Raw genomic sequence first — 22289 nt, 5'->3', positions numbered from 1 at the left:
GTGCCTCGGGGGCGTCCCCCCCGCGGCTGGTAGGTGCTTGCAGGTCGTCGGGCGGCTGGGGCAGACTGCGGCCCGGGTTTGGACCGGCCGGGAAGACGAGGACACCATGCGGGCACGAGTAAAGCGGCGGGTGGCGTACAGCCTTCTGGCCAGCGCGGCCGTCACCGGCGCGTTGGCCGTCGTGGGTGTGCCCGCGTACGGGCAGCAGTCGGCGGGGGTGACCAACTCGGGCGGATCGTCGGCCAGCACGGGCGGCAACTCCAGCACGGGCAACAGCTCCTCCAACGCGGCCGGCAACGCCACCTCCGCCACCTCGACCGAGGGCGACCTGGTCGGCGACCTGCTGGGCGACCTCATCGGGCTCAACCTGGGCCAGACCAACGGTGCCGCCAACTCCTCCAACGGCACCTCGACGGTGGCGACCGGAGCGGCCCAGGCCAGCGGCAACAACTCCGACACGTCCACCTCCCAGGTCGAAGCGGGCGGGGGCAACCGGGGCCTGCTCGGCCTGTTCTTCGGCAGCGACGAGCAGAACGCCGGGGTAAGCAACTCCGGCAGCGCGTCGGCCAGCACAGGCGGTAACACGAGCACGGGCAACAACTCGACCAACACGGCGTCCAACAACCAGAACGTGACCGGCGGGCTGATCAACATCGGCCTCAGCATCGGCAACACCGCCAGCAACGTGTCCGACGGCACCTCCACGATCGCCACCGGCCCGGCCACCGCCTCGGGTAACCAGTCCACGACGGCCGTCGACCAGACCCAGGTCAATCACGGCGGGGGGCACGGGCCGGCGGGAACGGTGTTCGGTGGCCCGGGCCGTTTCGGCGTCGGCGGGGCCGACTGCAGCAACCTGTTCGGCGGCGGGCAGAACGTGAACGTCTCCAACTCGGGCCAGGCGGCCGCCGGGACGGGCAACAACGCCAGCACAGGCAACCAGTCCGACAACCTCACCAGCAACGCGGTGACCGGCAGTGGCGGGACCATCAGCATCGAGCTCGGTTCGCTGGTCAACTCGGCGGTCAACTCGTCCGACGGCACCAGCGGCATCGCCACCGGCCCCGCTACGGCTTCGGGCAACCAGTCGACCACGGCCGTCAGCCAGGAGTGCCTGGAGGCTGTCCCGGTGTTCCTGCCCGGTCTGCGCCCCGGCCTGCCCGGCGGTCACACGCCGATCGTCGCCCGCCAGGGCCAGGTGCTGGCCCGCACGGGCGTCGACCCCTTCATCGTCGGGCTCGTCGCCTTCTCGCTCCTGTTCGCCGGGCTCATGTTCCTGGTGTGGGAGCGGGTCGAGACCATGCCGGCCCGCAGGCCTACCGCCGCCTGACCGGCTGCGCGAGGGGCGGCCCGATTGGCCGCGCCGGTGCGGCCGTGGTGAGATGCGGTCATGTCTGTCGTCAGGATCAACGCCATAGACGTACCGGCCGAGCGGGCCGACGAGATGGCCCGCCGCTTCGCGGCCCGGGCCGGCGAGGTGGGCAAGGCTGACGGGTTCGAGGAGTTCCAGCTCCTGCGGCCCACCGACGAGCGCACCACCTGGCTCGTCTACACCCGCTGGCGGGACGAGGCGGCCTTCGACGCCTGGGTTTCCTCCCGGGCGTTCCAGCAGGGCCACGCCCAGCGCCCGGCGGGCGAGGGCGCTCCGGCCCACGGCGGCGGCCCTCCGGCTGGCGGCCCTCCGGCGGGCGAAGGCGCTCCGGCCCACGGCGGCGGCCCTCCGGCGGGCGGCCCTCCGGCGGGCGGCCCTCCGGCGGGCGGCCCGGTGGCCACCGGCAGCGAACTGTGGGCCTACCGGGTGGAGCAGCGTGAGCAATCCCCGGCGGGGTGAGCGCGGCGGGGGCTCGTTTCGAGCTCCGCCTGTTGCTTCTGGGGCAGATGTTGCTAGTGTTGGCAATTCGAATAGTGGCATCGGTGGCCTGTCATCGGTTAGCGTGCGGGCGAACCGCAGGGCGGCGGTGGCGCGGGTGATCAGCGGGTCCAGAAAGGGAGACGACCGATGAGGACGACTCAGAGGCGGCAGCCAAAGGCATTGGCCACGGCGCTACTCATGATCGTCAGTGGGGTTGGGGGTCTGTTCCTGACGTCCGGCACGGCGGCGGCCGACGTCGACGCCGTCGAAGGGACGGGCTACGCCATATCCGTTTCGCTACTGGGGGCTGCTGTCGTACCCCCTGCGCCCGACCCCACCGTGACACCTCCACGGCTGGTGGCCAACGAGTCCTCGACCGAGTTCGGGCCGCTGACCTCGTCGATCCTGACCGTCGGGCCGGTGCTCGGGGTGCTCGACAACGGGGTGCAGGCCGGTCCGGTGGTGACCCAGGCCGGCAACATCGTCGGCGAGAACCACTTCGGGTTCATCTCCACCACCTCCCAGGTGGCCAACGTGAGCCTGCTGACCAACGCCATCGAGATCCCGCTCATCCAGTCGTCGTGCGTCTCCAACGGCGACGGGTCCACCGGGGCCACGACCGTGTCCAACGCCCGCCTCGGCACCGAGCCCCTGCTCGACGGCCCGATCGCCCCCAACACGGTGGTCGACCTCCTCGGGCTGGCCACGATCGTGCTCAACGAGCAGATCGTGAGCGGCTCCCCGCCGGTCGGGATGAACCCGGGCACCACCCAGATCACCGTCCGTGGCGCCCGCATCAGCATCCCCAACAACGGCAGCGTGGCCGAGGTCATCCTGGCCGAGTCGTTCTGCCGGGCCGACGGCCCCAACGTGCTCGTGCCCCAGACGACCACCACCACGGCCTCGACCACGACCACGACGGCCCCGCCGGCCACCACCACGACCACCGCCCCGCCGGCCACGACTACCACGACGGCCCCGCCGGCCACGACTACCACGACGGTGCCGGCGACCACCACGACGACCAGCCCGCCGACGGGCACGACCGCCGTGCCGACGTCGACCACGTCCCCGCCCACGACCGTCGGGTCGGGTGTGCTGGTCCGCACGGGTTCGACCCTGCAACCTCTGGCCATCATGTCGGGGCTGAGCATCGTCATCGGCATCCTGCTGCTGATCGGCTCGGGGCGGCCCCTGACGGCCAACGCCTCGGCCTCGGGCGGCATGGCTTACGGCCCGGTCGCCGGGAACGGCCCCGATAAGTGGGGCCCCGTGGAGATCGGCAAGACCATCTGGGCGGGCTTGGCCGCCTTGGTGGTGGGCGCCGCCGAGATGAGCGGTGGCCGGCGCAAGCGACGGCGGGAGTGAGCGCGGCCTGAGCGGGCTGACTACGAGTGAAGGGCCGGCCTAGCGCCGGCCCTTTCTCATTCCTTGAACGAGAGCGAGAGGGCGAAGTCGCCCTGCTCGTCGGTCCACCAGCGGGCCAGGGCGAGGCCTGCGGCGGCCAGCTCGTCCTCGACCCGGCCGCGGCGGAACTTGGCGCTGATCTCGGTGCGCATGTGCTCGCCCTCGCCGAACGGGGCCACCAGGCCCAGGGCCTCGACGGTGACCTCGTGCTCCACGTCGGCCCGCAGGCGCATCTCCACCCACTCCTCGTCCTCGTCGAACAGGGCCACGTGCCCGAAGCGAGAGCCGACGAAGTCGCCCCTCAGCTCCCGGTTGACGACCCGCAGCACGTTGCGGTTGAACTCGGCCGTCACCCCCTCGGCGTCGTCGTAGGCGGCCACCAGGCGGACCGGGGACTTCACCAGGTCGGTGCCCAGGAGCAGGCTGTCACCGGCCTCCAGAGACGCCGACAGGCGGGCCAGGAACGACGCCCGGGCGGGCGGGGCGAAGTTGCCGATGGTGCTGCCCAGGAAGGCGACCAATCGCCGGCCTTCGCCGGGCAGCTCGCCCAGGTGGTGGTCGAAGTCCCCGACCAGGGCCGTGACCTCCACCCCGGGGTACTCCTCGGCTATGGCGGCCGCCGCCCGGCGCAGGGTCGGCTCGCTGACGTCCAAGGCCACGAACCGCCGGAGCTGGTGGCGGTCGGTGAAGGCGTCGAGCAGCAGGCGCGTCTTCTCCGAGGTGCCCGAGCCCAGCTCGATGATCGTATCGGCCTCGGTGAGGGGGGCGATCAGGTGCCGGTGCTCGTTGAGCGTCCAGCGCTCGGCCCTGGTCAGGTAGTACTCGGGCAAGCGGGTGATCCGGTCGAACAGCTCCGACCCCCGCTCGTCGTAGAACCACTTGGGGGGCAGGTCCTTGGGCACGCTCGTCAATCCCCGGCGCACGTCGGACTCCAAGGCGGTCCGCAGGTCGTCGGGCCCCAGGAACACCTCGACGGCCGGGGTTATCACCCGGGCGGGGCGCATCAGGCGTCCCGGGCGCAGCGCAAGCCGCTGAAGATCTGCCGGCGGACGGCCAGGTCCCAGTTGCGGAACGTGCTACGCACGGCCACCGGGGCCGTGGCCCAGGACCCGCCCCGCAGCACCTTGTAGCCCGAGCCGAAGAAGACCTCGGAGTACTCCCGGTAGGGGAAGGCGGAGAACCCCGGGTAAGGCTCGAAGTCGCTGGAGGTCCACTCCCATACGTCACCGATCATCTGGTGGGCACCGTAGGCGCTGGCACCTGCAGGGTGGGAACCAACGGGTGCGGGCCGGAAGCAGGACTGGCCCAGGTTGGCCCGCTCCGGCGCGGGCGGCTCGTCCCCCCACGGCCAGTAGCGCTTGACCGGCCCGGCCCCGGCGGTCCCCGGCCCCCACGAGGCCGCCTTCTCCCACTCGGCCTCGGTGGGGAGGCGCTTGCCCGCCCAGCGGGCGTAGGCGTCGGCCTCGTGCCAGCAGACGTGCTGGACGGGCTCGTCGCCGGGCACCTCCTCGACCCAGCCGAACCGCACCCGCGACCAGTCCCCGTGGCCCTCGGGCCGCCAGAACAGGGGGTGCTGGGCGCCCTCGTCCTGGAGCCAGGCCCACCCCTCGTCGCCCCACCATCGCCGGTCGCGGTAACCGCCGTCGGCGATGAACTCCGCGTAGTCGCGGTTGGTAACGGGCACGGTGTCGATCCAGAAGGGCGCCAGGTCGACCTCGTGGGCCGGGCCCTCGTTGTCGTAGGCCCACGGGTCAGCCGAGGTGCCCATGACGAAGGGGCCGCCTTCGACGAACACCTCGGGTCGGGCCACGGGTGCCCCCCGGGGAGGTAACGGGGCCACGGGCCGGTGGGCGGCCTCGCCCATGAGCGCCATTGTGGCCAGCATGGTCTCGTCGTGCTGGTGCTCGTGCTGGGCGACCATGGCGTAGACGAAGCCCCGGCGCAGGAGCCGGTCCCCGCCTTCGAGGTCCGCGGTGCCGAGGGTGTCGAGCACACGGGCCCTGACCTCGGCGATGTAACGGCGGGCCTCCCGGGGGCCCAGCAGGGGGAGTGAAGGCCGGTTGGGGCGGGGGTGGCGGAAGGCGTCGTACATGGAGTCGACCGACGGGTCGACGGCAGGCGCGTCCCCGGCCGCCCGGACCAGCCACAGGTCCTCGTAGTTGCCGACGTGGGCCAGGTCCCAGACCAGTGGGGACATGATCGGCGAGATCTGCCGCACCAGGTCGGGCTCGGGGACCGGCGCCAGCAGGTCGAGCGACCGGCGGCGGGCCGACTCCAGCTCGCCGGCGAGCCGCGCCCGGAGGTCGACTATCTCGCCCACTCGGCTCGGGCCCGGGCCCCGCTGTGCACCGGGGCCAATCGCAGTCGAAGAACAGGCACGGGCTCTCCTTCCCGGGATGGGGTGGGACGGGCAAACCACCCGGGTCTCCTGTCGAGTGTACGGAACCAGGCAGCGGCCGATTTCACCGCCCCCCGCGGGCCGGTTGTGGGACGATCCAGGCCATGAACGAGCTAGAGCGCCGCAGCCGCGACGTGACCGAGGGCTACCGGCGGGCCCCGTCGCGGGCCATGCTCCGGGCCATCGGCATGACCGACGACGACTGGTCGAAGCCGCAGGTGGGGGTGGCCAGCAGCTGGAACGAAGTCACACCCTGCAACATGCCCCTCGACCGGCTGGCCAAGCGGTGCAAGGACGGGGTGCGGGCCGCCGGCGGCTTCCCCATCGAGTTCGTGACCATCGCCGTGTCCGACGGGATCTCCATGGGCCACGAGGGGATGCGGGCCTCGCTCGTGAGCAGGGAGGTGATCGCCGACTCGGTGGAGTGCGTCATGCACGCCGAGCGCATGGACGCCCTGGTGACCTTCGCGGGGTGCGACAAGTCGCTGCCGGGCATGCTCATGGCCGCCGCCCGCCTCAACGTGCCGTCGGTGTTCCTCTACGGAGGTTCGATCCTGCCCGGCCGGGGCAGCCAGGGGGAGGCCCTCGACATCGTCAGCGTGTTCGAGGCGGTCGGGGCCCACGCCGCCGGCACGCTGTCGGCCGAGGAGCTCTCGCTCATCGAGCGCAACGCCTGCCCGACGATCGGTTCGTGTGCCGGCATGTTCACGGCCAACACGATGGCAGCCGTGTCCGAGGCCCTGGGGATGAGCTTGCCGGGGTCGGCGTCGGCCCCGGCCGTCGACCGCCGCCGCGACGACCTCGCCTACGCCTCGGGCCAGACCGTCATGGCCCTGGTCGAGGCCGGCATCCGCCCCCGCCAGGTCCTCACCAAGGCGGCGTTCGAGAACGCCATAGCGGTCGTCAACGCCATCGGGGGGTCGACCAACGCCGTCCTGCACCTGCTGGCCATCGCCAACGAGGCCCGGGTCGAGCTCGAGCTGGAGGACTTCAACCGGATCGGCCGCCGGGTGGCCCACATCGCCGACATGAAGCCCCACGGCCGCTTCCACATGACCGACCTCGACGCCGTCGGGGGGGTGCCGGTGGTGATGCGCGAGCTGCTCGAGGCCGGCCTGCTCGACGGCGACTGCCTCACGGTCACGGGCCGGACGATGGCCGAGAACCTGTCGGCCCTGGCCCCCCCTCCGCCCGACGGCCGGGTCGTGCACCCGCTGTCGGGCCCCATACACGCCGAGGGGGGGATCGCCGTGCTGCGGGGCTCGCTGGCCCCCAACGGCGCGGTCGTGAAGATCGCCGGCCTCGACCAGCTCCGCTTCGAGGGCAGGGCCCGGGTGTTCGAGGGCGAGGAGCACGCCATGGAGGCCATCCTGGCCGGGGGGATCCAGCCGGGCGATGTGGTCGTCATCCGCTACGAGGGCCCCAAGGGCGGCCCGGGAATGAAGGAGATGCTGGCCGTCACGGGCGCCATGAAGGGGGCCGGCCGGGGCTCCGACGCCGCCCTGGTGACCGACGGCCGCTTCTCGGGCGGGACGCACGGCTTGTGCGTGGGGCACGTGGCCCCCGAGGCCGTCGACGGCGGCCCTATCGCCTTCGTGGCTGACGGCGACCGCATCGTCATCGACGCCCAGTCCCGCACGATCGAAGTGCTCGTGGGCGAGGACGAACTGGCGGCCCGCCGCCCGGCCTGGAAGCTCCCCGAACCTCGCTACACGACCGGCGTGTTGGCCAAGTACGCCCGCCTGGTGACCGGTGCCGACAAAGGGGCCATCACCGAACCCTGATCGCCCCGTGGGCGCCGGGACGGGCTCTGGGTGGACCTAGGACCTCAGGCTGCCCGTCAGGAAGGACGCCAGGCGGCCGAGGGCGGCTGGGTCGCGTACGACGGGTATCGGGGTGCGCGCCCCGCCCACGTGGGTGGAGTCGTCGTCGGGGTCGAACCGGGGCACGCCCGGGTCAGGGGGGACGGGCAGGAGCGTGGGCCCGAGGTCGAACATGGCGACCTGGGCCTGGGGGCCGAGGGCCGAGGCCAGGGTGTCGGCGTCGATGCGGCCCACCCGGATCGTCTGGCCCACGTGGGCGGTGGTGCCTACGGCCACCAGGACGGGCACCTTGACCTTGGCCACGTCGGCCAGGGGCGAATCGGCGAAGGCCCCCCGGAGCATCTCGGCCTGGCCCTGACCGAGCACGCTCTGGTGCTCGGGGGAGATCTGCTCGGCGTCGGGAAGCGACCCGGTCGAGAGCAGGCCGGCGACTATCTGGCGGAAACGCTCGGCCGAGGCCGGGCCGTGACTGGTGCGGAAGCCCTCGGCGTAGACGTCGACCAGGGGCCGGCCGGGCGTCGAGACCAAGACCACACCCTTCACCTTGGGGTCCTCGGCGGCCAGGGCCAGCGCCGTCCACCCCCCGACGTCGTGGCCCAGCACGGCCAGGGGTGAACCGCCGACCTCGCCCCGCTGGGCCAGGAAGGCCAGGGCACCCCGGGCGTCGCCCTGGACCTGCTCGTAGGTCGGGGCGTCGCTACCGCTCTCCAGCTTGCTGGCGCCGACGCCCCGGCGGTCGTAGCGAAGAGTGACCATGCCGGCGGCGTTGAGCGCCTTGCTGATGTCCTCGTACACGAGGTCGGGGTCGGTGGTGCTGGCGATTCCGTCCCGGTCGAGCCGGGGGTCGAGGCTGGGGATGATCAGCACCCCGGGCGCGGGACCGCCTCCGTCGGGCACGCCCAGCGTGCCGCCCAGCTTGAGGCCGCCGTCCCCGCTGAAGCTGACCAGGCGCTGGCCGTCGATGAGGTCGCCTTCGGTGGGGTCAAGGGCGTCGCCCCCTCCCCCCGAACACGCTGTGGCGACCATGGCGACGGCCAAGAGAGCCGTCAGGAGCCTAAGTCTGCTGACCGACATGAGGGTTCTTGTTCCTTCCCGGCCGCCCTCGGCGCGAAGTGTAGCCGTACCGGATTGCGCGGCTGGCGGCGACCTGGCACACTTGCGCCGATGGCCCGAACCCGCGCCCTCGTACTCATCGCCTGACGCACGCGTCCACCAGCGCGTGCCCACGACCTCCCAGCCGGGGGGTCGTTGTGTTTTCCGGACCAGGAACCCGACAGGAGCCACACAGCAATGAAGCTGAACGGGGGCCAAGCCCTCATCAAGAGCCTCGAGATGGAAGGGGTCGAAGTCATGTTCGGCCTGCCGGGCGGGGCCATCCTCCCGGTCTACGACCCGATCATCGACTCGCCCATCCGCCACATCCTCGTGCGCCACGAGCAGGGCGCGGGCCACATGGCCGAGGGCTACGCCCACGCCACCGGGCGGCCGGGCGTGGCCATGGTCACCAGTGGCCCGGCGGCCACCAACATCGTGACCCCGCTGTGCGACGCCATGCTCGACTCGGTCCCCATCGTCGTGATCACCGGCCAGGTGCCCAGCGCGGCCATCGGCACCGACGCCTTTCAGGAGTGCGACACGATCGGCATAACCCGCTCGATCACCAAGCACAACGAGCTCGTCACGTCGGCCCAGGACATCCCCCGGGTGGTGCGCGAGGCCTTCCACATCGCCACCACCGGGCGTCCCGGCCCGGTGCTCATCGACGTCCCCAAGGACATCGTCGACCCCCGCAACCCCCGCTCGGCCATGGAGTGGTACTGGCCCGAGTCAGTCGACCTGCCCGGCTACAAGCCCACCACTCAGGGCCACCCCCGCAAGATCCGCGACGCGGCCGCCCTGATCGCCGAGTCCCGCCGGCCCGTGATCTACGCCGGCGGCGGCATCGTGCGCTCGGGGGCATCCGAGGCCCTGTTCGAGCTGGCCAACCTGCTCGGCGTCCACGTCGTGACGACCCTGATGGCCCGGGGGGCCTTCCCCGACTCCCACCCGCTGTGCCTGGGCATGCCGGGCATGCACGGCAACTACACGGCCGTCACGTCCATGCAGCAGGCCGACCTGCTCATCACCCTGGGCGCCCGCTTCGACGACCGGGTCACGGGCAAGGTGTCGGCCTTCGCCCCCCACGCCAAGATCATCCACGTCGACATCGACCCGGCCGAGCTCGGCAAGGTCCGCCGGGCCGACGTGCCCATCGTGGGCGACGTCCGCTTGGTCATCGAGGAGCTCATCAAGATCGTGCGTGAACAGGGCGGGCGCGACAGCCAGCCCGACCGCCACGAGTGGGACGCCCAGATCGACGCCTGGCGGGACCGCCACCCGATCGCCTACGAGCAGGGCTGGGACGAGGGCGACAAGCTCAAGCCCCAGTTCTGCATCGACATGCTCCGCCAGAACACCCCCGACGACACGATCCTGTGCTCGGGAGTGGGCCAGCACCAGATGTGGTCGAGCCAGATCTGGAAGTTCGACCGGCCCAACACCTGGGTCAACTCCGGGGGGCTGGGCACCATGGGCTTCGCCGTGCCCGCGGCCATCGGGGCCAAGGTGGGCCAGCCCACCAAGACCGTGTGGGCGGTCGACGGCGACGGCTGCTTCCAGATGACGGCCCAGGAGCTGGTCACGGCGTCGGCCGAGCGCATCCCCGTGAAGATCGCCATCTTGAACAACGCCTACCTGGGCATGGTCCGCCAGTGGCAGGAGCTGTTCTACGAGGAGCGCTACAGCGAGGTCTACCTCTCGCCCGACCTGCCCGACTACAAGATGTGGGCCGAGGCCATGGGCTGCGTGGGCATGCGGGTCGAGCACCCCGACGAGGTGGTCCCCGCCATCGAGAAGGCCAACTCGATCGACGACCGGCCGGTGGTCATCGACTTCCGGGTCGACTCCGAGGAGAAGGTCTACCCGATGGTGCCCGCGGGGGCGTCCAACGACGACATCATCCTCGGCCCCGCCCAGGGCCCTGGGGGGCACTGATGGCCCCCATCGCGCCCCCTCCCCACCACATCCTGTCGGTGCTGGTCGAGAACAAGGCCGGGGTCCTGGCCCGGGTCTCGAGCCTGTTCGCCCGCCGGGCATACAACATCTACTCCCTGGCCGTGGCCCCCACCGACGACGAGCGCTACAGCCGGATCACGATCGTGGTCGACGTGGAGTCGGCCCCCCTGGAACAGATCACCAAGCAGCTCTTCAAGCTGGTCAACGTGGTCAAGATCAGCGAGCTGTCGCCTGACGAGTCGGTCGTGCGGGAGCTGATGCTGTGCACCGTCCGGGCCGAGCCCGGCACCCGGGGCCAGGTCATCGAGCTCGTGGGCGTGTTCGAAGGCCGCATCGTCGACGTCGGGCACAACGACCTGACCGTCGAGCTGTCGGGCCCGCCGTCCAAGCTCGACGACTTCGAGGACCTGATGCGGGCCTATGGCATCGTGGAGCTGCAGCGCACGGGCCGGGTGGCGCTGGCCAAGCTCGAACGTGAGGTGCCGAGGCTACGTAGCCTCGGCCGGGTCGGATAGGGACAAGGAGCAAGCCAATGGCGCACGCCTACTACGAAAAGGACGCCGATGCCGGCCTCATCACCAGCCGGAAGGTGGCGGTCATCGGCTACGGCTCCCAGGGCCACGCCCACGCCCTGAACCTGCGCGACTCGGGCGTCGACGTACGCGTCGGCCTGCGCGAGGGCTCGGGCTCGTGGGCCAAGGCCGAGGGGGCGGGGTTGCGGGTGGCGTCCATCAGCCAGGCCGCGGCCGAGGCCGACCTGATCATGATGCTGCTGCCTGATACCGAGCAGGCGGGTGTCTACGAGTCCGAGATCGCCGGCCAGCTCCAAGACGGCGATGCCCTGTTCTTCGCCCACGGCTTCAACATCCGCTTCGGGCTCATCAAGCCCCCGAAGGGCGTCGACGTGGCCATGGTCGCCCCCAAGGGCCCAGGCCACCTTGTGCGCCGGGAGTACGACGCCGGGGGCGGCGTGCCCGCCCTCATCGCCGTCGCTCAGGACGAGTCGGGCAAAGGCAAGGCCCTCGCCCTGTCGTACGCCCACGCCATCGGGGCCACCCGGGCGGGGGTGCTGGAGACGACCTTCGACGAGGAGACCGAGACCGACCTGTTCGGCGAGCAGGTGGTGCTGTGCGGGGGCGTCACGTCGCTCGTCCAGGCCGGGTGGGAGACCCTGGTGGAGGCCGGCTACCAGCCCGAGGTGGCCTACTTCGAGTGCCTCCACGAGCTCAAGCTGATCGTCGACCTCATGTACGAGAACGGCATCTCGGGCATGCGGTTCTCCATCTCGGACACGGCCGAGTACGGCGACTACACCCGAGGCCCCCGCATCATCACCGACGACACCCGGGCCGAGATGAAGGCCATCCTGGCCGAGATCCGCGACGGCCGTTTCGCCGAGGAGTGGGTGGCCGAGAACCGGGCCGGCCGGCCCCGCTTCGACGAGTACCGCCGCCAGGCCCAGGAGCACCCCATCGAGGAGGTGGGGGCCGGCCTGCGGGCGCTCATGCCGTGGATCTCGGCCGGCAAGGCCAAGATCCAGGACGTGTCGGGAGGCTGACCCCGACCGGCCTGGGGGCCGGGGTGCTTGAACGGGCGGCCCGCGGTTGTCAGCCTGGGGGCCTCATGGCCGGCGCGGAGGTCGACACGACGGGCCGGGCCCTGCGCCCGTGAACCTCCAGAAGCTGCTCTACGAGGCCCGGTACTCGTACTGGCCGGTGCCCGCCCTGGTGGCCGTGGGCATGGGCGCGCTGGCCGCCGGCCTGCTGGCGGTCGACGGGTCCGACCTGGCGCCGGGATGGTCGCGGTTCTACGGCGACGCCGCGGAGGCCCGCGACGTGATGTCCACGCTGGCCTCGGCCGTGCTCACGTTCACCACGTTCACGTTCTCGGTCACGATCGTCGTGCTCCAGCTCACGAGCAGCCAGTTCTCACCCCGGGTGCTGCAGAACTTCCTGCGGGACCGGCGCACCCAGGCGACCCTGGGGGTGTTCACCGGTACGTTCGTCTACGACCTGGTCGTGCTGCGCTCGGTGCGGGGGGCCGATGGCGGCGCCGAGGCCTTCGTGCCCGGGTTGTCGGTGACTGTTGGTTACGCCCTGGCCGTGGTGAGCGTGGGTTTCTTCGTGCAGTACGTCCACCACGTGGCCCAGTCGGTGAGGGTGGCCAACATCATCCAGCGGATCGGCTCGGACACCCGCAAGGCCATCGGGCGGATGACAGCCGACGGCGACGGCGACGGCGACGGCGACGGGGCGGACGCCGGGGGCGGCGACCGTGAGCTGGGGGAGATGGTGGCCACGGTGACCGCTCCCCGGTGCGGGGTGGTCACCAGCGTGAACGTGGGCCCGCTCACCCACGCCGCGGCCCAGGCCGGCGGGGTGGTGGAGGTGGCCGTGGCCCCTGGGGAGTTCGTCCCGTACGGGACGGCGCTACTGCGGGCCAGCTTCGAGCCCGAGGACGGGCGTGCGCTGGCTGCCTGTGTGGTCCTCGAACCGGAGCGCAGCATCGAGAACGACGTGGCCTTCGGTTTCCGCCAGCTCGTCGACATCGCCGAACGGGCGCTCTCGCCCGGGGTGAACGACCCCACGACCGCCAGCCAGTGCCTCGACCAGCTCCACGACCTGGTGGGCCGCCTGGGCCGCCAGCGCCTGCCCGATGGCCGCCACTACGGCCCCGGTGGGGCCCTGCGGGTGGTCCAGCCCGCCTGGTCGTGGGACGATTTGGTCCACGTGGCCTTCGACGAACTGCGGCACTGGGGGGCCGGTTCTCTCCAGGTCCACCAGAACCTGCGCCATGCACTCACCAGCCTGATCCGCGCCCTCCCGCCCGGGCGCCACCGGCCCCTGCGGGAGCAGCTCGACCTGTTGGAGGCCCGCCGGTCCGACCTCCCGGCGCCCGAGCGCCCGCTGGCCGACCGCCGTCCCGGCCCCCAGCGGTCCCCGGACTGACACCCCTGGGCCGCACGCGCCGCCGCCCCCGAGCGGGGGCGGCGGCGGCACGAGGACGGTGAGGCTCAGCGATTGGCCATGCACTCCCGGACGGCCTGGCGGCCGGCTGCCCGGTCACCTTCGTGGTCGGCCCGAGCCTGTTCCGTGCAGGCCCGCAGGGCGGCCCGCCGTTCCTGCTGCTCCGGTGCGAGGGGGCTGACGATGCCGGCCGCCTCCATGCACTGGCGGGCGGCGGCCCGTACGGCCGGGCGCCCTGCGCCCTCGTGGGCCTCCCGGGCGTCGCTCAGGCACTCGCGGGCCTGGGCCTTCTGCTCGTCGGTGAGGTTGCGGCCCAGCTCGAAGCCCTGCTCCTGCATGCAGGCGCGGGCCGCGGCCGCGATCGTGGCCCGGTCGGCATCGGGATTGGCGTGGCGCGCCTCGGCGAGGCACGTTCGGCCCGCGGCCCGCCTCTCGGCCCGCTCGCCGGTGTGCGCCCAGGCGACGCCCGCTCCGGCCGTCACCGTGCCCGCCACCAGTAGTGCTGCGATCAGACGTTTCACCTTGCTCGACGCTCCTGTCTCTGGGGGATGCCCACATACTGGGAGGTCGAGTTGAGGGCCGCTTGAGCCCGGTGTGAGGGAAGTGTTAGGAGAGCCGGGAAACCACATGGTCGATGGCCCCGGTCAACACCTCGACGTCGGCGGGGTCGACGGCCGGGTAGCAGGCGATGCGTAGCTGGTTGCGCTTGAGGCCCCGGTAGGAGTCGGTGTCGACGATGCCGTTGGCCCGCAGTACGGCGCTGACCACCCCGGCGTCGACCGAACCGTCGATGTCGATGGTGGCGACCACCGGGCTGCGGTCTTCGGGCCGGGCCACGAAGGGAGAGGCGTAGTCGCACTTCTCGGCCCACGCATATAGCAGCCCGGTGGACGTGGCCGACCGGCCCGCGGCCCACGCCAGCCCGCCGTTGGCCAGCATCCATTCCAGTTGGTCGGCGAACAGGAACAGGGTGGCCAGGGCCGGGGTGTTGTAGGTCTGGTCGAGGCGGGCCTGCTCGACGGCCACCGGCAGGCTGAGGGCGGCCGGGGACCAGCGGCCCGCGGCCTCGATGGCGGCCACCCGCTCCAGGGCGGCGGGCGAGAGCAGGGCGACCCACAGCCCTCCGTCGGAGGCGAAGCACTTCTGGGGCGCGAAGTAGTAGGCGTCGAACTGGGCGGGGCCCACGGTCATGCCCCCGGCCGCCGAGGTGGCGTCCACCGCCACCAGCCCGGCGGCCCCGGCCGGTCGGGTGATGTCCATGGCCACTCCGGTGGAGGTCTCGTTGTGGCACAGGGCGTAGAGGTCGACGTCGGCCGAGGGCCGGACCTCGGGCCGGGTGCCGTAGGGCGCCTCGACGACCTCGGGAGCCTCCAGGTGGGGAGCGGCGGCCACCACCTTGGAGAACGTGGACGAGAACTGGCCGAAGACCAGGTGCTGGCTGCGGCGCTCGATCAGCCAGAACGAGGCGATATCCCAGAAGAAGGCGGCTCCGCCGTTGCCCAGCACTACCTCGTAGCCGTCGGGCAGGGAGAACAGCTCGGCCAGGCCCGAGCGCAGGCGCCGCACCACCGAGCGGACGCCCTCTTGGCGGTGGCTGGTGCCGAGGTAAGTCGGGGCTGAGGCCACGAGGGCCTCCAGGGCCTCGGCCCGGACCTTGGACGGCCCGCTCCCGAAGCGCCCGTCGGCGGGGCGCAGGTCGGCGGGCAGGCGGATGTCGGGAATGGGGGGGATCTCAGTCTCCTACGATCAGGCGGATGTCTCCCAACCAGTCTGCCCGCGTATCCCGCCGGGTCGGTTCAATCGAGGAGTCGGCCACACTGGCCGTCGACGCCAAGGCCAAGGCCCTGAAGGCCGCGGGCGAGGACGTCATCGGCTTCGGGGCCGGCGAGCCCGACTTCCCGACCCCCGGCCACATCGTGGAGGCCGCCGCGGCCGCCTGCCGCGACCCCCGCAACCACAAGTACACGGCCACCCCAGGGCTGCCCGAGCTGCGTGAGGCGGTGGCCGACAAGACGGTGCGCGACTCGGGTTATCCGGTCAAGGCCGGCCAGGTGCTCGTGACCAACGGGGCCAAGCAGGCCGTGTACAACACCTTCGCGGCCCTGCTCGACCCGGGGGACGAGGTGCTGATGCCGGCGCCCTACTGGGTCACCTACCCCGAGGCCATCCGCCTGGCCGGGGGCGTACCCGTACCCGTGGCCACCGACGAGCACTCGGGCTTCCAGGTGACGGTGGAGGCCCTGGAGGCGGCCTGCACGGAGCGCACCAAGGTGCTGCTGTTCGTGTCGCCGTCCAACCCCACCGGCGCGGTGTACCCCCGGGCGGCGGTCGAGGAGCTGGGCCGGTGGGCTGCGGCCAAGGGGCTGTGGGTGGTCACCGACGAGATCTACGAGCACTTGGTCTACGGCGGGGCCGAGTTCACCTCGATGCCGGCCGTCGTGCCCGAGCTGGCCGAACGGGCGGTGGTTATCAACGGGGTGGCCAAGACCTTCGCCATGACGGGTTGGCGGGTGGGCTGGATGATCGGCCCGCCCGACGTGATCGCGGCCGCCACCAACCTCCAGTCCCACGCCACCTCCAACGTGGCCAACGTCTCCCAGCGGGCCGCGCTGGCGGCCGTCACCGGGCCCATGGACTGCGTGGTCACCATGCGGGAGGCCTTCGACCGGCGGCGGCAGCGGATGTACGACCTGCTCTCGGCTATGCCGGGCGTGGCCTGCCAGGAGCCCCAAGGGGCGTTCTACGCCTTCCCGTCGTTCGCCGGGGCGCTCGGGGGCGGCCTCGGGAACAGCACCCTGGAGCTGGCCGGGGCGGTGCTGGAGCGGGCCAAGGTGGCCATCGTCCCCGGGGAGGCCTTCGGCGCCCCGGGGTTCGTCCGCTTGTCCTACGCCCTGGGCGACCAGCAGCTCGAAGAGGGCCTGGGCCGGGTGGCCAAGCTCCTGGCGGACGCCTGATGGGCCGGGTCCTGGTGACCGAGGAGCTGGCCGAGCGGGGCCTGGCCAAGATGCGCGACGCCGGCCACGAGGTCGACGTGCGCCTCGGCCTGTCGCCCGCCGAGCTGCTCGAGGTCGTGCCCGGCGCCCATGCCCTGGTCGTCCGTTCGGAGACGAAGGTGACCCCCGAGGTGCTGGAGGCGGGGCGCGACCTGGTGATCGTGGGCCGGGCGGGCGTAGGCATCGACAACGTCGACGTGGCCGCCGCCACCGGCCGGGGCGTGATGGTGGCCAACGCCCCGCTGTCCAACGTCGTGTCCAACGCCGAGCACACGATGGCGCTGCTCCTGGCGCTGGCCCGCAACGTCCCCCAGGCCAGCGAGTCGCTCAAGGCCGGCAAGTGGGCCCGATCGAAGTGGACAGGCATCGAGCTCTACGGCAAGACCCTGGGCCTGCTGGGCCTGGGCCGGGTGGGCACCTTGGTGGCCCAGCGGGCCACCGCCTTCGGCCTGCGGGTGGTGGCCTGGGACCCGTGGATCTCGCCCGAGCGGCCCCGCAAGCTGGGCATAGAGCTCTTGGAGCTCGACGAGCTCGTGCGCCAGGTCGACTTCCTCTCTGTCCACCTGCTCAAGACGCCCGACAGCGTGGGGCTGATCGGGGCCGACCTGCTGGCCAAGGCCAAACCCAGCCTGCGCATCGTCAACACCGCCAGGGGCGGCATCATCGACGAGCACGCCCTGGCTGAGGCCATCGCCGCCGGGCGGGTGGGCGGGGCGGCCATCGACGTGTTCGCCACCGAGCCCACCACCGACTCGCCCCTGTTCGGCCTCGAGCGCGTGGTCGTCACCCCCCACCTGGGCGCCAGCACCCACGAGGCCCAGGACAAGGCCGGGGAGGCCATCGCCGACCAGGTCGTTCTGGCCCTGGCCGGGGATTTCGTCCCCTACGCGGTCAACGTCGACGCCGCCGAGGCGGCCGACGCGGTCAAGCCCTACCTGGCCCTGGCCGAGCGCCTGGGCCGCATCTTCACGGCCCTGCACCGCGACAGCGGGCGCCTGGCGGCCGGGCCCCTCCAGGTCGGCTACCAGGGTGAGCTGGCCGACTACGACACCCGCATCCTGACCCTGGCCGTCCTCAAGGGCCTCCTCACGGGCCAGGCCAGCGAGAGCGTGTCATACGTGAACGCCCCCAAGCTGGCCGCCGAGGCGGGCATCGCCCTCGACGAGTCGAAGTCGTCGGAGACCGAGGACTACGTGAACCTGATCACCGTTCGGGGCCCTGACCACTCCATCGCCGGCACCCTGTTCGGGCTGGGCAACGAGGCCCGCCTGGTCATGGTCGACGACCACACCGTCGACATCCCACCGGCCCGCCACATGCTGGTGGTCCGTAACGACGACCGGCCCGGCATGATCGGCGTGGTGGGGACGCTCCTGGGCCGGACCGGGGTCAACATCTCGGACATGGACGTGGGCCGTTCACCCTCGGGGGAGGCCGCCCTCATGGTCCTGTCGACCGACCAGCCCGTGCCCGACCAGGTCCTCGAAGGGCTGCGGTCCGAGCCCGGCATCGTGCGGGTCGACCGCCTCAGCCAAGACCCGGGGTGACCGCCGGGGAGGACATAGCGGAGCTGCTGGCGGCGCTCGACTCGGCTCCGCCGTTCGCGGCTCTGGCCGTGCTGACCGGGCACGTCAAGGCCATGTTCCCGGCCCAGGCCGTGAGCCTGCTCCTGGCCGACTACGGCGAGCGCACCCTCGAGCGGATCGACGAGGGCCGGCCGGCCCGCTCGAGCGAGTCGCTGGCCGTCGACGACAGCCCGGCCGGGACCGTGTTCCGCCGCCAGCAGCCCATGGCCTTTCCCGACCAGGAAGGTCACCGGGTCTACGTCCCGGTGTCGGTCCGGGCCGACCGCCTGGGGGTGCTCGATGTCCTGCTGGCCCGGCCTCCCTCGGCCCACGACCTCGACCGCGTTGGCCGGGTGGCGACCACGGTGGCCTACGTCATCGCCGCCTGCCGCCCCTACACCGACTTCTTCGAGCGGGCCCGCCGTTATCGCCCCCTCGAGCTGGCGGCCGAGATCCAATGGGGCCTGCTGCCGGCCCTGGCCTACGAGAGCGACGACGTGGCCTTGGCCGGGATGCTGGAGCCCGCCTACGAGTTCGGGGGCGACAACTTCGACTACTGCGTCGACGTCGGGACGGTCACCGTGTCGGTGACCGACGCCATGGGCCACGGCCTGCGGGCCGCGGTCGTCGGGAGCTTGGCCGTGAACGCCCTCCGCAACGCCCGCCGGTCGGGCCACGGCGTCGGTGACCAGGCCCAGGCCGCCAATGCCGCGGTGTCGTCCCAGTTCGAGGAGGAGCAGTTCGTCAGCGGCCTGGTGGCCTGCCTCGACCTGGCGACAGGGGCGGTGGACGTCGTCAACGCCGGCCACCCCCACGCCTACTGCTTGCGGGGCGGGCAGGCGAGCGAGATGAACCTCGATGCCGACTTCCCCTTGGGCATGTTCCGCGACGCCGCCTACCAGGTGCAGCGCTGGCAATTGGCGCCCGGCGACCGCCTCCTGGTGGTCAGCGACGGCGTGCTGGAGGCCGCGCCCGACAGCCTGGACCAGTTCGGGGAAGAGCGCCTCGTCGACCTGGCCCAGGCCACGGCTTCGCTCCCCCCGGCCGAGGTCGTCCGCCTCATCACCCGGGCGGTCGTCGACCACCGGGCATCGGACCTGCGCGACGACGCCACCGCCGTGTGCCTCGACTGGCGGGGCTGAGGCCGGCCGGGTCTGGGGAGCGTCGCTACCGCTTGGCCTTGCGCAGGCCGTCGGCCTCGGCTGCGGCCTCGTCCCGGTAGCAGCGGTCGGCAGTGGTGCGCTCGTAGGCCGTCATGCCCGGCAGGTGGAAGATGCCGCTGGCCAGTTTGGCCTTCACCGGGTGGGTGGCCGGGCAGGCGGCGCCGTCGGGCTCGACCCAGGCGTGGGCCGGGGCAGATGGCGGCTCGGCCGGCGAGGAGGGCTGGGGCGCGGGGCGGGCGGCCGCCGAGGGGGCCTGGGGGCCGACCACCCGGGGGCCTTGGGGGGGCGTGTCCCGGGGCTCGTCCTCGTCCGCTTCGCCGGCGGGCCGCAGGTTGAGGTCCTTGAACATCTTGGGCTCGACCAGCGGCGTCTCGGACCGCTTGGGCAGGAGGGGGTCACCGCTGGGCATGTGGGCCTGGCCCGAACGCCGGCCCTGGAGGATCTTGGCTATCGCGGCCCCGATGCCGCCGAGGGCGCCGAGGACGGCCACGACACGGACGGTTCGACGGGTCACGCCGGTCGACCCTACTTGACGGCATCAGGCGCGACTGTCACCATGGAAGCCGGATGAGTGCACCCTTCTTCTCGGGCCTGCTCCTTACGTAGCGGCGAGTACCCCCTCCGGGTGCTCGCCAGAACCTCTCGTGCCTGCGGGCCGGGAGGTTTTTTCTTTTCCCCCACGACCCAACCCGAACGTGCTGGAGGCTGAACCACGATGAGCGATCGGCTGATCATCTTCGATACGACGCTGCGCGACGGCGAGCAGTCGCCCGGCATCTCCCTCGACGCGGCCGAGAAGCTGGAGATCGCCGAGCAGCTGGCCCGCCTCAACGTCGACGTGATCGAGGCCGGGTTCCCGATCGCCAGCCAGGGGGACTTCGAAGCCGTCCAGGCCATCGCCCGCAAGGTCCACGGCCCGGTCATCGCCGGCCTGTCGCGTACGCAGAGGGGCGACGTAGACCGTTGCTGGGAGGCCCTGCGGGACGCGGCCCGGGGCCGCATCCACGTGTTCATCTCGACCAGCCCCAACCACATGGAGCACATGCTGCGCATGACCCCGGCCCAGGTGGTCGAGGCCACCCGCAGCGGGGTGGCGCGGGCTCGAGAGCACACCGACGACGTGGAGTTCAGCCCCCAGGACGCCACCCGCACCCCCCTCGACTTCATGCTCGAGGTGCTGCAGGCGGCCGTCGACGCCGGGGCCACCACGCTGAACATTCCCGACACCGTGGGCTACGGGATCCCGTGGGACTTCGGGGCGCTCATCCAGTACATCCGCCGCGAGGTCAAAGGCGACTACGTCACGTCCACCCACTGCCACAACGACCTGGGCCTGGCCACGGCCAACTCGCTGGCCGGGGTGCAGGCCGGCGCCCGCCAGGTCGAGGTGTGCGTGAACGGCATCGGCGAGCGGGCCGGCAACGCCGCCCTGGAGGAGGTGGTCATGGCCGTCAAGATCCGCCCCGACCAGTTCCCGGGCATCGAGGTGGGCGTACGCACCGAAGAGCTGGCCCGCACCAGCCGCATGGTCAGCCGCCTGACGGGCTACCCCGTCCAGTACAACAAGGCGGTCGTGGGCCGCAACGCCTTCACCCACGAGTCGGGTATCCACCAGCACGGCGTGCTGGCCGAGCGCTCGACCTACGAGATCATCGACGCCGGCACCGTGGGCCAGGTCGGCAGCCAGATCGTGCTGGGCAAGCACTCGGGGCGCCACGCCTTCAAGGACTCGCTCGACAAGCTGGGCCTGACCGTGCCCGACGAGACGCTCAACGCCGCTTTCGCCCGGTTCAAGGAGCTGGCCGACCGCAAGGTGTCCATCACCGACGCCGACCTGGAGGCCATCGTGGCCGAGGAGATGGGCACGAGCGTGGAGCACGGCTTCTCCTTCGAGTCACTGGAGGTCAGCGGCGGGACGGTGGGCACACCCCGGGCCAAGGTGGCGGTGATGCGGGACGGTCGGGTGCGCGAGGCATCGGCCGACGGCGACGGCATGATCGACGCCGCCTGCAAGGCCATCGCGGCCGCCACCGGTGTCGAAGGCCGGCTCACCGACTTCAACGTGTCCTCGGTCACCGGCGGGGTGGACGCCCTGGGCGACGTGATCATCCAGGTCGAGGCGGGCGGCGTGAAGGTGTCGGGCCGGGGCGTGTCCACCGACGTGGTCGAGGCCTCGGCCCGGGCCTACCTCAACGCCGTGAACAAGGTCCTGCGCGTCCGCGACCGGGCCGAACCCCGCCGCACCGAGGTCGGCCCGTAGCTTGACGTCAGCGCGACAGGTTGGGGACCGGGAAACGGCCCTCGAGCCAGTCGGCGATGGTGGCCACGCCTTTGACGGTGGTCGACTCGGGGGCGGCGTCGAGGATGCACATGTTGGCCGCGTCGGCATGGCGGACCTCGTCGTCCTCGGGCATGGCCACCAGCAGCGGGCCACCGTGGTCGCGGGCGAAGGCCTCCAGTTGGTCCACGTCGCTCGGCCGGCGGATGCGGTTGCCCAGGAAGGCGATCTCGGGGATCCCCAGCTCGAGGGCCAGCTTGTGGGTGCGGTCGGCCGTCATCATCGTCTTGAGCGTGGGCTGGACGACTACCAGCAGCATGTCGATGTGGGCCAGCGTGCCGATGGACAGGTGCTCGAGGCCGGCCTCCATGTCGCACACCACGACCGTGCCGGGGATCTCGTCCTCTATCTGCTGGATGAAGTCACGCACGGTGACGTGGGAGCTCCACGTTCAGCCGGAGCCCGCCTTCTCGGCCCGGGCGGCCAGCATGAGCGTCACGTTGTCGGGCCCGTGGTAGCCGTACTCGCCGAGCAGGGTCGAGGGCGACAGGTTGCGGGGGACGAAGCGGACCTCACCCGACTGGTCGAGGAAGGGGCGCAGCATGCCCACCATCTCCTCGCCCAAGCCGACATTGGCCGCCAGGTTGGGGTCGGAGTCGCAGTCGATGGCTATGACCCGCCGGCCCCGGCGCCCCAGCGTGCGCGACAGCACGGCGGAGATGGTCGTCTTCCCTACGCCGCCCTTGCCCGATATCCCGACCCGCATGGCTTCATTCTACGGGCCTAGGGG

The 22289-nt window shown here is 71.8% G+C and carries 20 protein-coding genes; 12 read left to right on the top strand and 8 right to left on the bottom strand.

From position 1 onward, the window contains the following. Positions 1-106: 106 nt before the first annotated feature. From AB1673_07160 to AB1673_07150, 3 genes are all read left to right on the top strand, one after another. The gene (locus AB1673_07160; protein MEW6153752.1) at positions 107-1330 is read left to right on the top strand and encodes a hypothetical protein; all 1224 of its coding nucleotides are present in this window, start codon (positions 107-109) and stop codon (positions 1328-1330) included. A 60-nt stretch (positions 1331-1390) separates the two neighbouring features. Next, positions 1391-1831: an antibiotic biosynthesis monooxygenase family protein gene (locus AB1673_07155; GenBank protein ID MEW6153751.1), complete on the top strand. Its 441-nt coding sequence runs from the start codon at positions 1391-1393 to the stop codon at positions 1829-1831. 201 nt (positions 1832-2032) lie between these two features. Continuing rightward, positions 2033-3220: a choice-of-anchor P family protein gene (locus AB1673_07150; protein ID MEW6153750.1), complete on the top strand. Its 1188-nt coding sequence runs from the start codon at positions 2033-2035 to the stop codon at positions 3218-3220. Positions 3221-3276: 56 nt separating this feature from the next. Here AB1673_07150 and egtD read toward each other — a convergent pair whose 3' ends face one another. Both egtD and egtB read right to left on the bottom strand, forming a co-directional pair. Continuing rightward, positions 3277-4263: an L-histidine N(alpha)-methyltransferase gene (gene egtD / locus AB1673_07145; GenBank protein MEW6153749.1), complete on the bottom strand. Its 987-nt coding sequence runs from the start codon at positions 4261-4263 to the stop codon at positions 3277-3279. After that, complete coding sequence (gene egtB / locus AB1673_07140) at positions 4263-5579, bottom strand: ergothioneine biosynthesis protein EgtB (GenBank protein ID MEW6153748.1); 1317 nt, start codon at positions 5577-5579, stop codon at positions 4263-4265. Before egtB ends, egtD begins: the two co-directional genes overlap by 1 nt. Positions 5580-5761: 182 nt before the next feature. On the opposite strand from egtB, the gene ilvD reads away from it, so the two are divergent. Then, complete coding sequence (ilvD, locus tag AB1673_07135) at positions 5762-7441, top strand: dihydroxy-acid dehydratase (GenBank protein MEW6153747.1); 1680 nt, start codon at positions 5762-5764, stop codon at positions 7439-7441. A gap of 36 nt (positions 7442-7477) precedes the next feature. Here ilvD and AB1673_07130 read toward each other — a convergent pair whose 3' ends face one another. Beyond that, complete coding sequence (locus AB1673_07130; GenBank protein MEW6153746.1) at positions 7478-8554, bottom strand: alpha/beta fold hydrolase; 1077 nt, start codon at positions 8552-8554, stop codon at positions 7478-7480. A 174-nt stretch (positions 8555-8728) separates the two neighbouring features. Between AB1673_07130 and AB1673_07125 the strand changes: the two genes are divergently transcribed. From AB1673_07125 to AB1673_07110, 4 genes are all read left to right on the top strand, one after another. After that, positions 8729-10513 (top strand): acetolactate synthase large subunit, encoded by a 1785-nt coding sequence (locus AB1673_07125; protein MEW6153745.1) that lies wholly within the window; start codon positions 8729-8731, stop codon positions 10511-10513. Then, positions 10513-11049, top strand: coding sequence for an acetolactate synthase small subunit (gene ilvN / locus AB1673_07120; protein ID MEW6153744.1), 537 nt, complete (start codon positions 10513-10515; stop codon positions 11047-11049). Before AB1673_07125 ends, ilvN begins: the two co-directional genes overlap by 1 nt. Before the next feature lie 17 nt (positions 11050-11066). After that, positions 11067-12092: a ketol-acid reductoisomerase gene (gene ilvC / locus AB1673_07115; protein ID MEW6153743.1), complete on the top strand. Its 1026-nt coding sequence runs from the start codon at positions 11067-11069 to the stop codon at positions 12090-12092. 109 nt (positions 12093-12201) lie between these two features. Then, entirely contained in the window at positions 12202-13482 is a 1281-nt protein-coding gene (locus AB1673_07110) for a DUF2254 domain-containing protein (GenBank protein MEW6153742.1), read from the top strand. A 65-nt stretch (positions 13483-13547) separates the two neighbouring features. Here AB1673_07110 and AB1673_07105 read toward each other — a convergent pair whose 3' ends face one another. Together AB1673_07105 and serC are read right to left on the bottom strand one after the other, a co-directional pair. Then, a complete protein-coding gene (locus AB1673_07105) occupies positions 13548-14021 on the bottom strand; it encodes a hypothetical protein (GenBank protein MEW6153741.1) in 474 nt (157 codons plus the stop codon). Between the two features lie 85 nt (positions 14022-14106). After that, positions 14107-15231, bottom strand: coding sequence for a phosphoserine transaminase (serC, locus tag AB1673_07100; protein ID MEW6153740.1), 1125 nt, complete (start codon positions 15229-15231; stop codon positions 14107-14109). A 23-nt stretch (positions 15232-15254) separates the two neighbouring features. Here serC and AB1673_07095 point away from each other — a divergent pair, with 23 nt between their 5' ends. Genes AB1673_07095 through AB1673_07085 form a run of 3 tightly spaced genes read left to right on the top strand, consistent with a single transcriptional unit; the run spans position 15255 to position 19200 of the window. Next, positions 15255-16454, top strand: coding sequence for a pyridoxal phosphate-dependent aminotransferase (locus AB1673_07095; protein ID MEW6153739.1), 1200 nt, complete (start codon positions 15255-15257; stop codon positions 16452-16454). Continuing rightward, positions 16454-18040, top strand: coding sequence for a phosphoglycerate dehydrogenase (gene serA, locus AB1673_07090; GenBank protein MEW6153738.1), 1587 nt, complete (start codon positions 16454-16456; stop codon positions 18038-18040). The genes AB1673_07095 and serA overlap by 1 nt, the downstream gene beginning before the upstream one ends. Then, entirely contained in the window at positions 18037-19200 is a 1164-nt protein-coding gene (locus AB1673_07085) for a SpoIIE family protein phosphatase (protein MEW6153737.1), read from the top strand. The genes serA and AB1673_07085 overlap by 4 nt, the downstream gene beginning before the upstream one ends. 25 nt (positions 19201-19225) lie before the next feature. Here AB1673_07085 and AB1673_07080 read toward each other — a convergent pair whose 3' ends face one another. Then, positions 19226-19735, bottom strand: coding sequence for a hypothetical protein (locus tag AB1673_07080; protein MEW6153736.1), 510 nt, complete (start codon positions 19733-19735; stop codon positions 19226-19228). Positions 19736-19936: 201 nt separating this feature from the next. Here AB1673_07080 and AB1673_07075 point away from each other — a divergent pair, with 201 nt between their 5' ends. Then, positions 19937-21481, top strand: a complete 1545-nt coding sequence (locus tag AB1673_07075; protein MEW6153735.1) for a 2-isopropylmalate synthase — start codon at positions 19937-19939, stop codon at positions 21479-21481. Positions 21482-21488: 7 nt separating this feature from the next. On the opposite strand, the gene AB1673_07070 is transcribed toward AB1673_07075, so the two are convergent. Both AB1673_07070 and AB1673_07065 read right to left on the bottom strand, forming a co-directional pair. Continuing rightward, a complete protein-coding gene (locus AB1673_07070) occupies positions 21489-21929 on the bottom strand; it encodes a hypothetical protein (protein ID MEW6153734.1) in 441 nt (146 codons plus the stop codon). Between the two features lie 21 nt (positions 21930-21950). Next, positions 21951-22265 (bottom strand): AAA family ATPase, encoded by a 315-nt coding sequence (locus AB1673_07065; GenBank protein ID MEW6153733.1) that lies wholly within the window; start codon positions 22263-22265, stop codon positions 21951-21953. Between the last annotated feature and the right edge of the window lie 24 nt (positions 22266-22289).

This window comes from Actinomycetota bacterium (genome assembly GCA_040754375.1).
Lineage (GTDB): Bacteria > Actinomycetota > Acidimicrobiia > Acidimicrobiales > AC-14 > JBFMCT01.
Note: the sequence above shows the minus strand (reverse complement) of the source record. Positions and strands in the feature narration are given on the sequence as shown.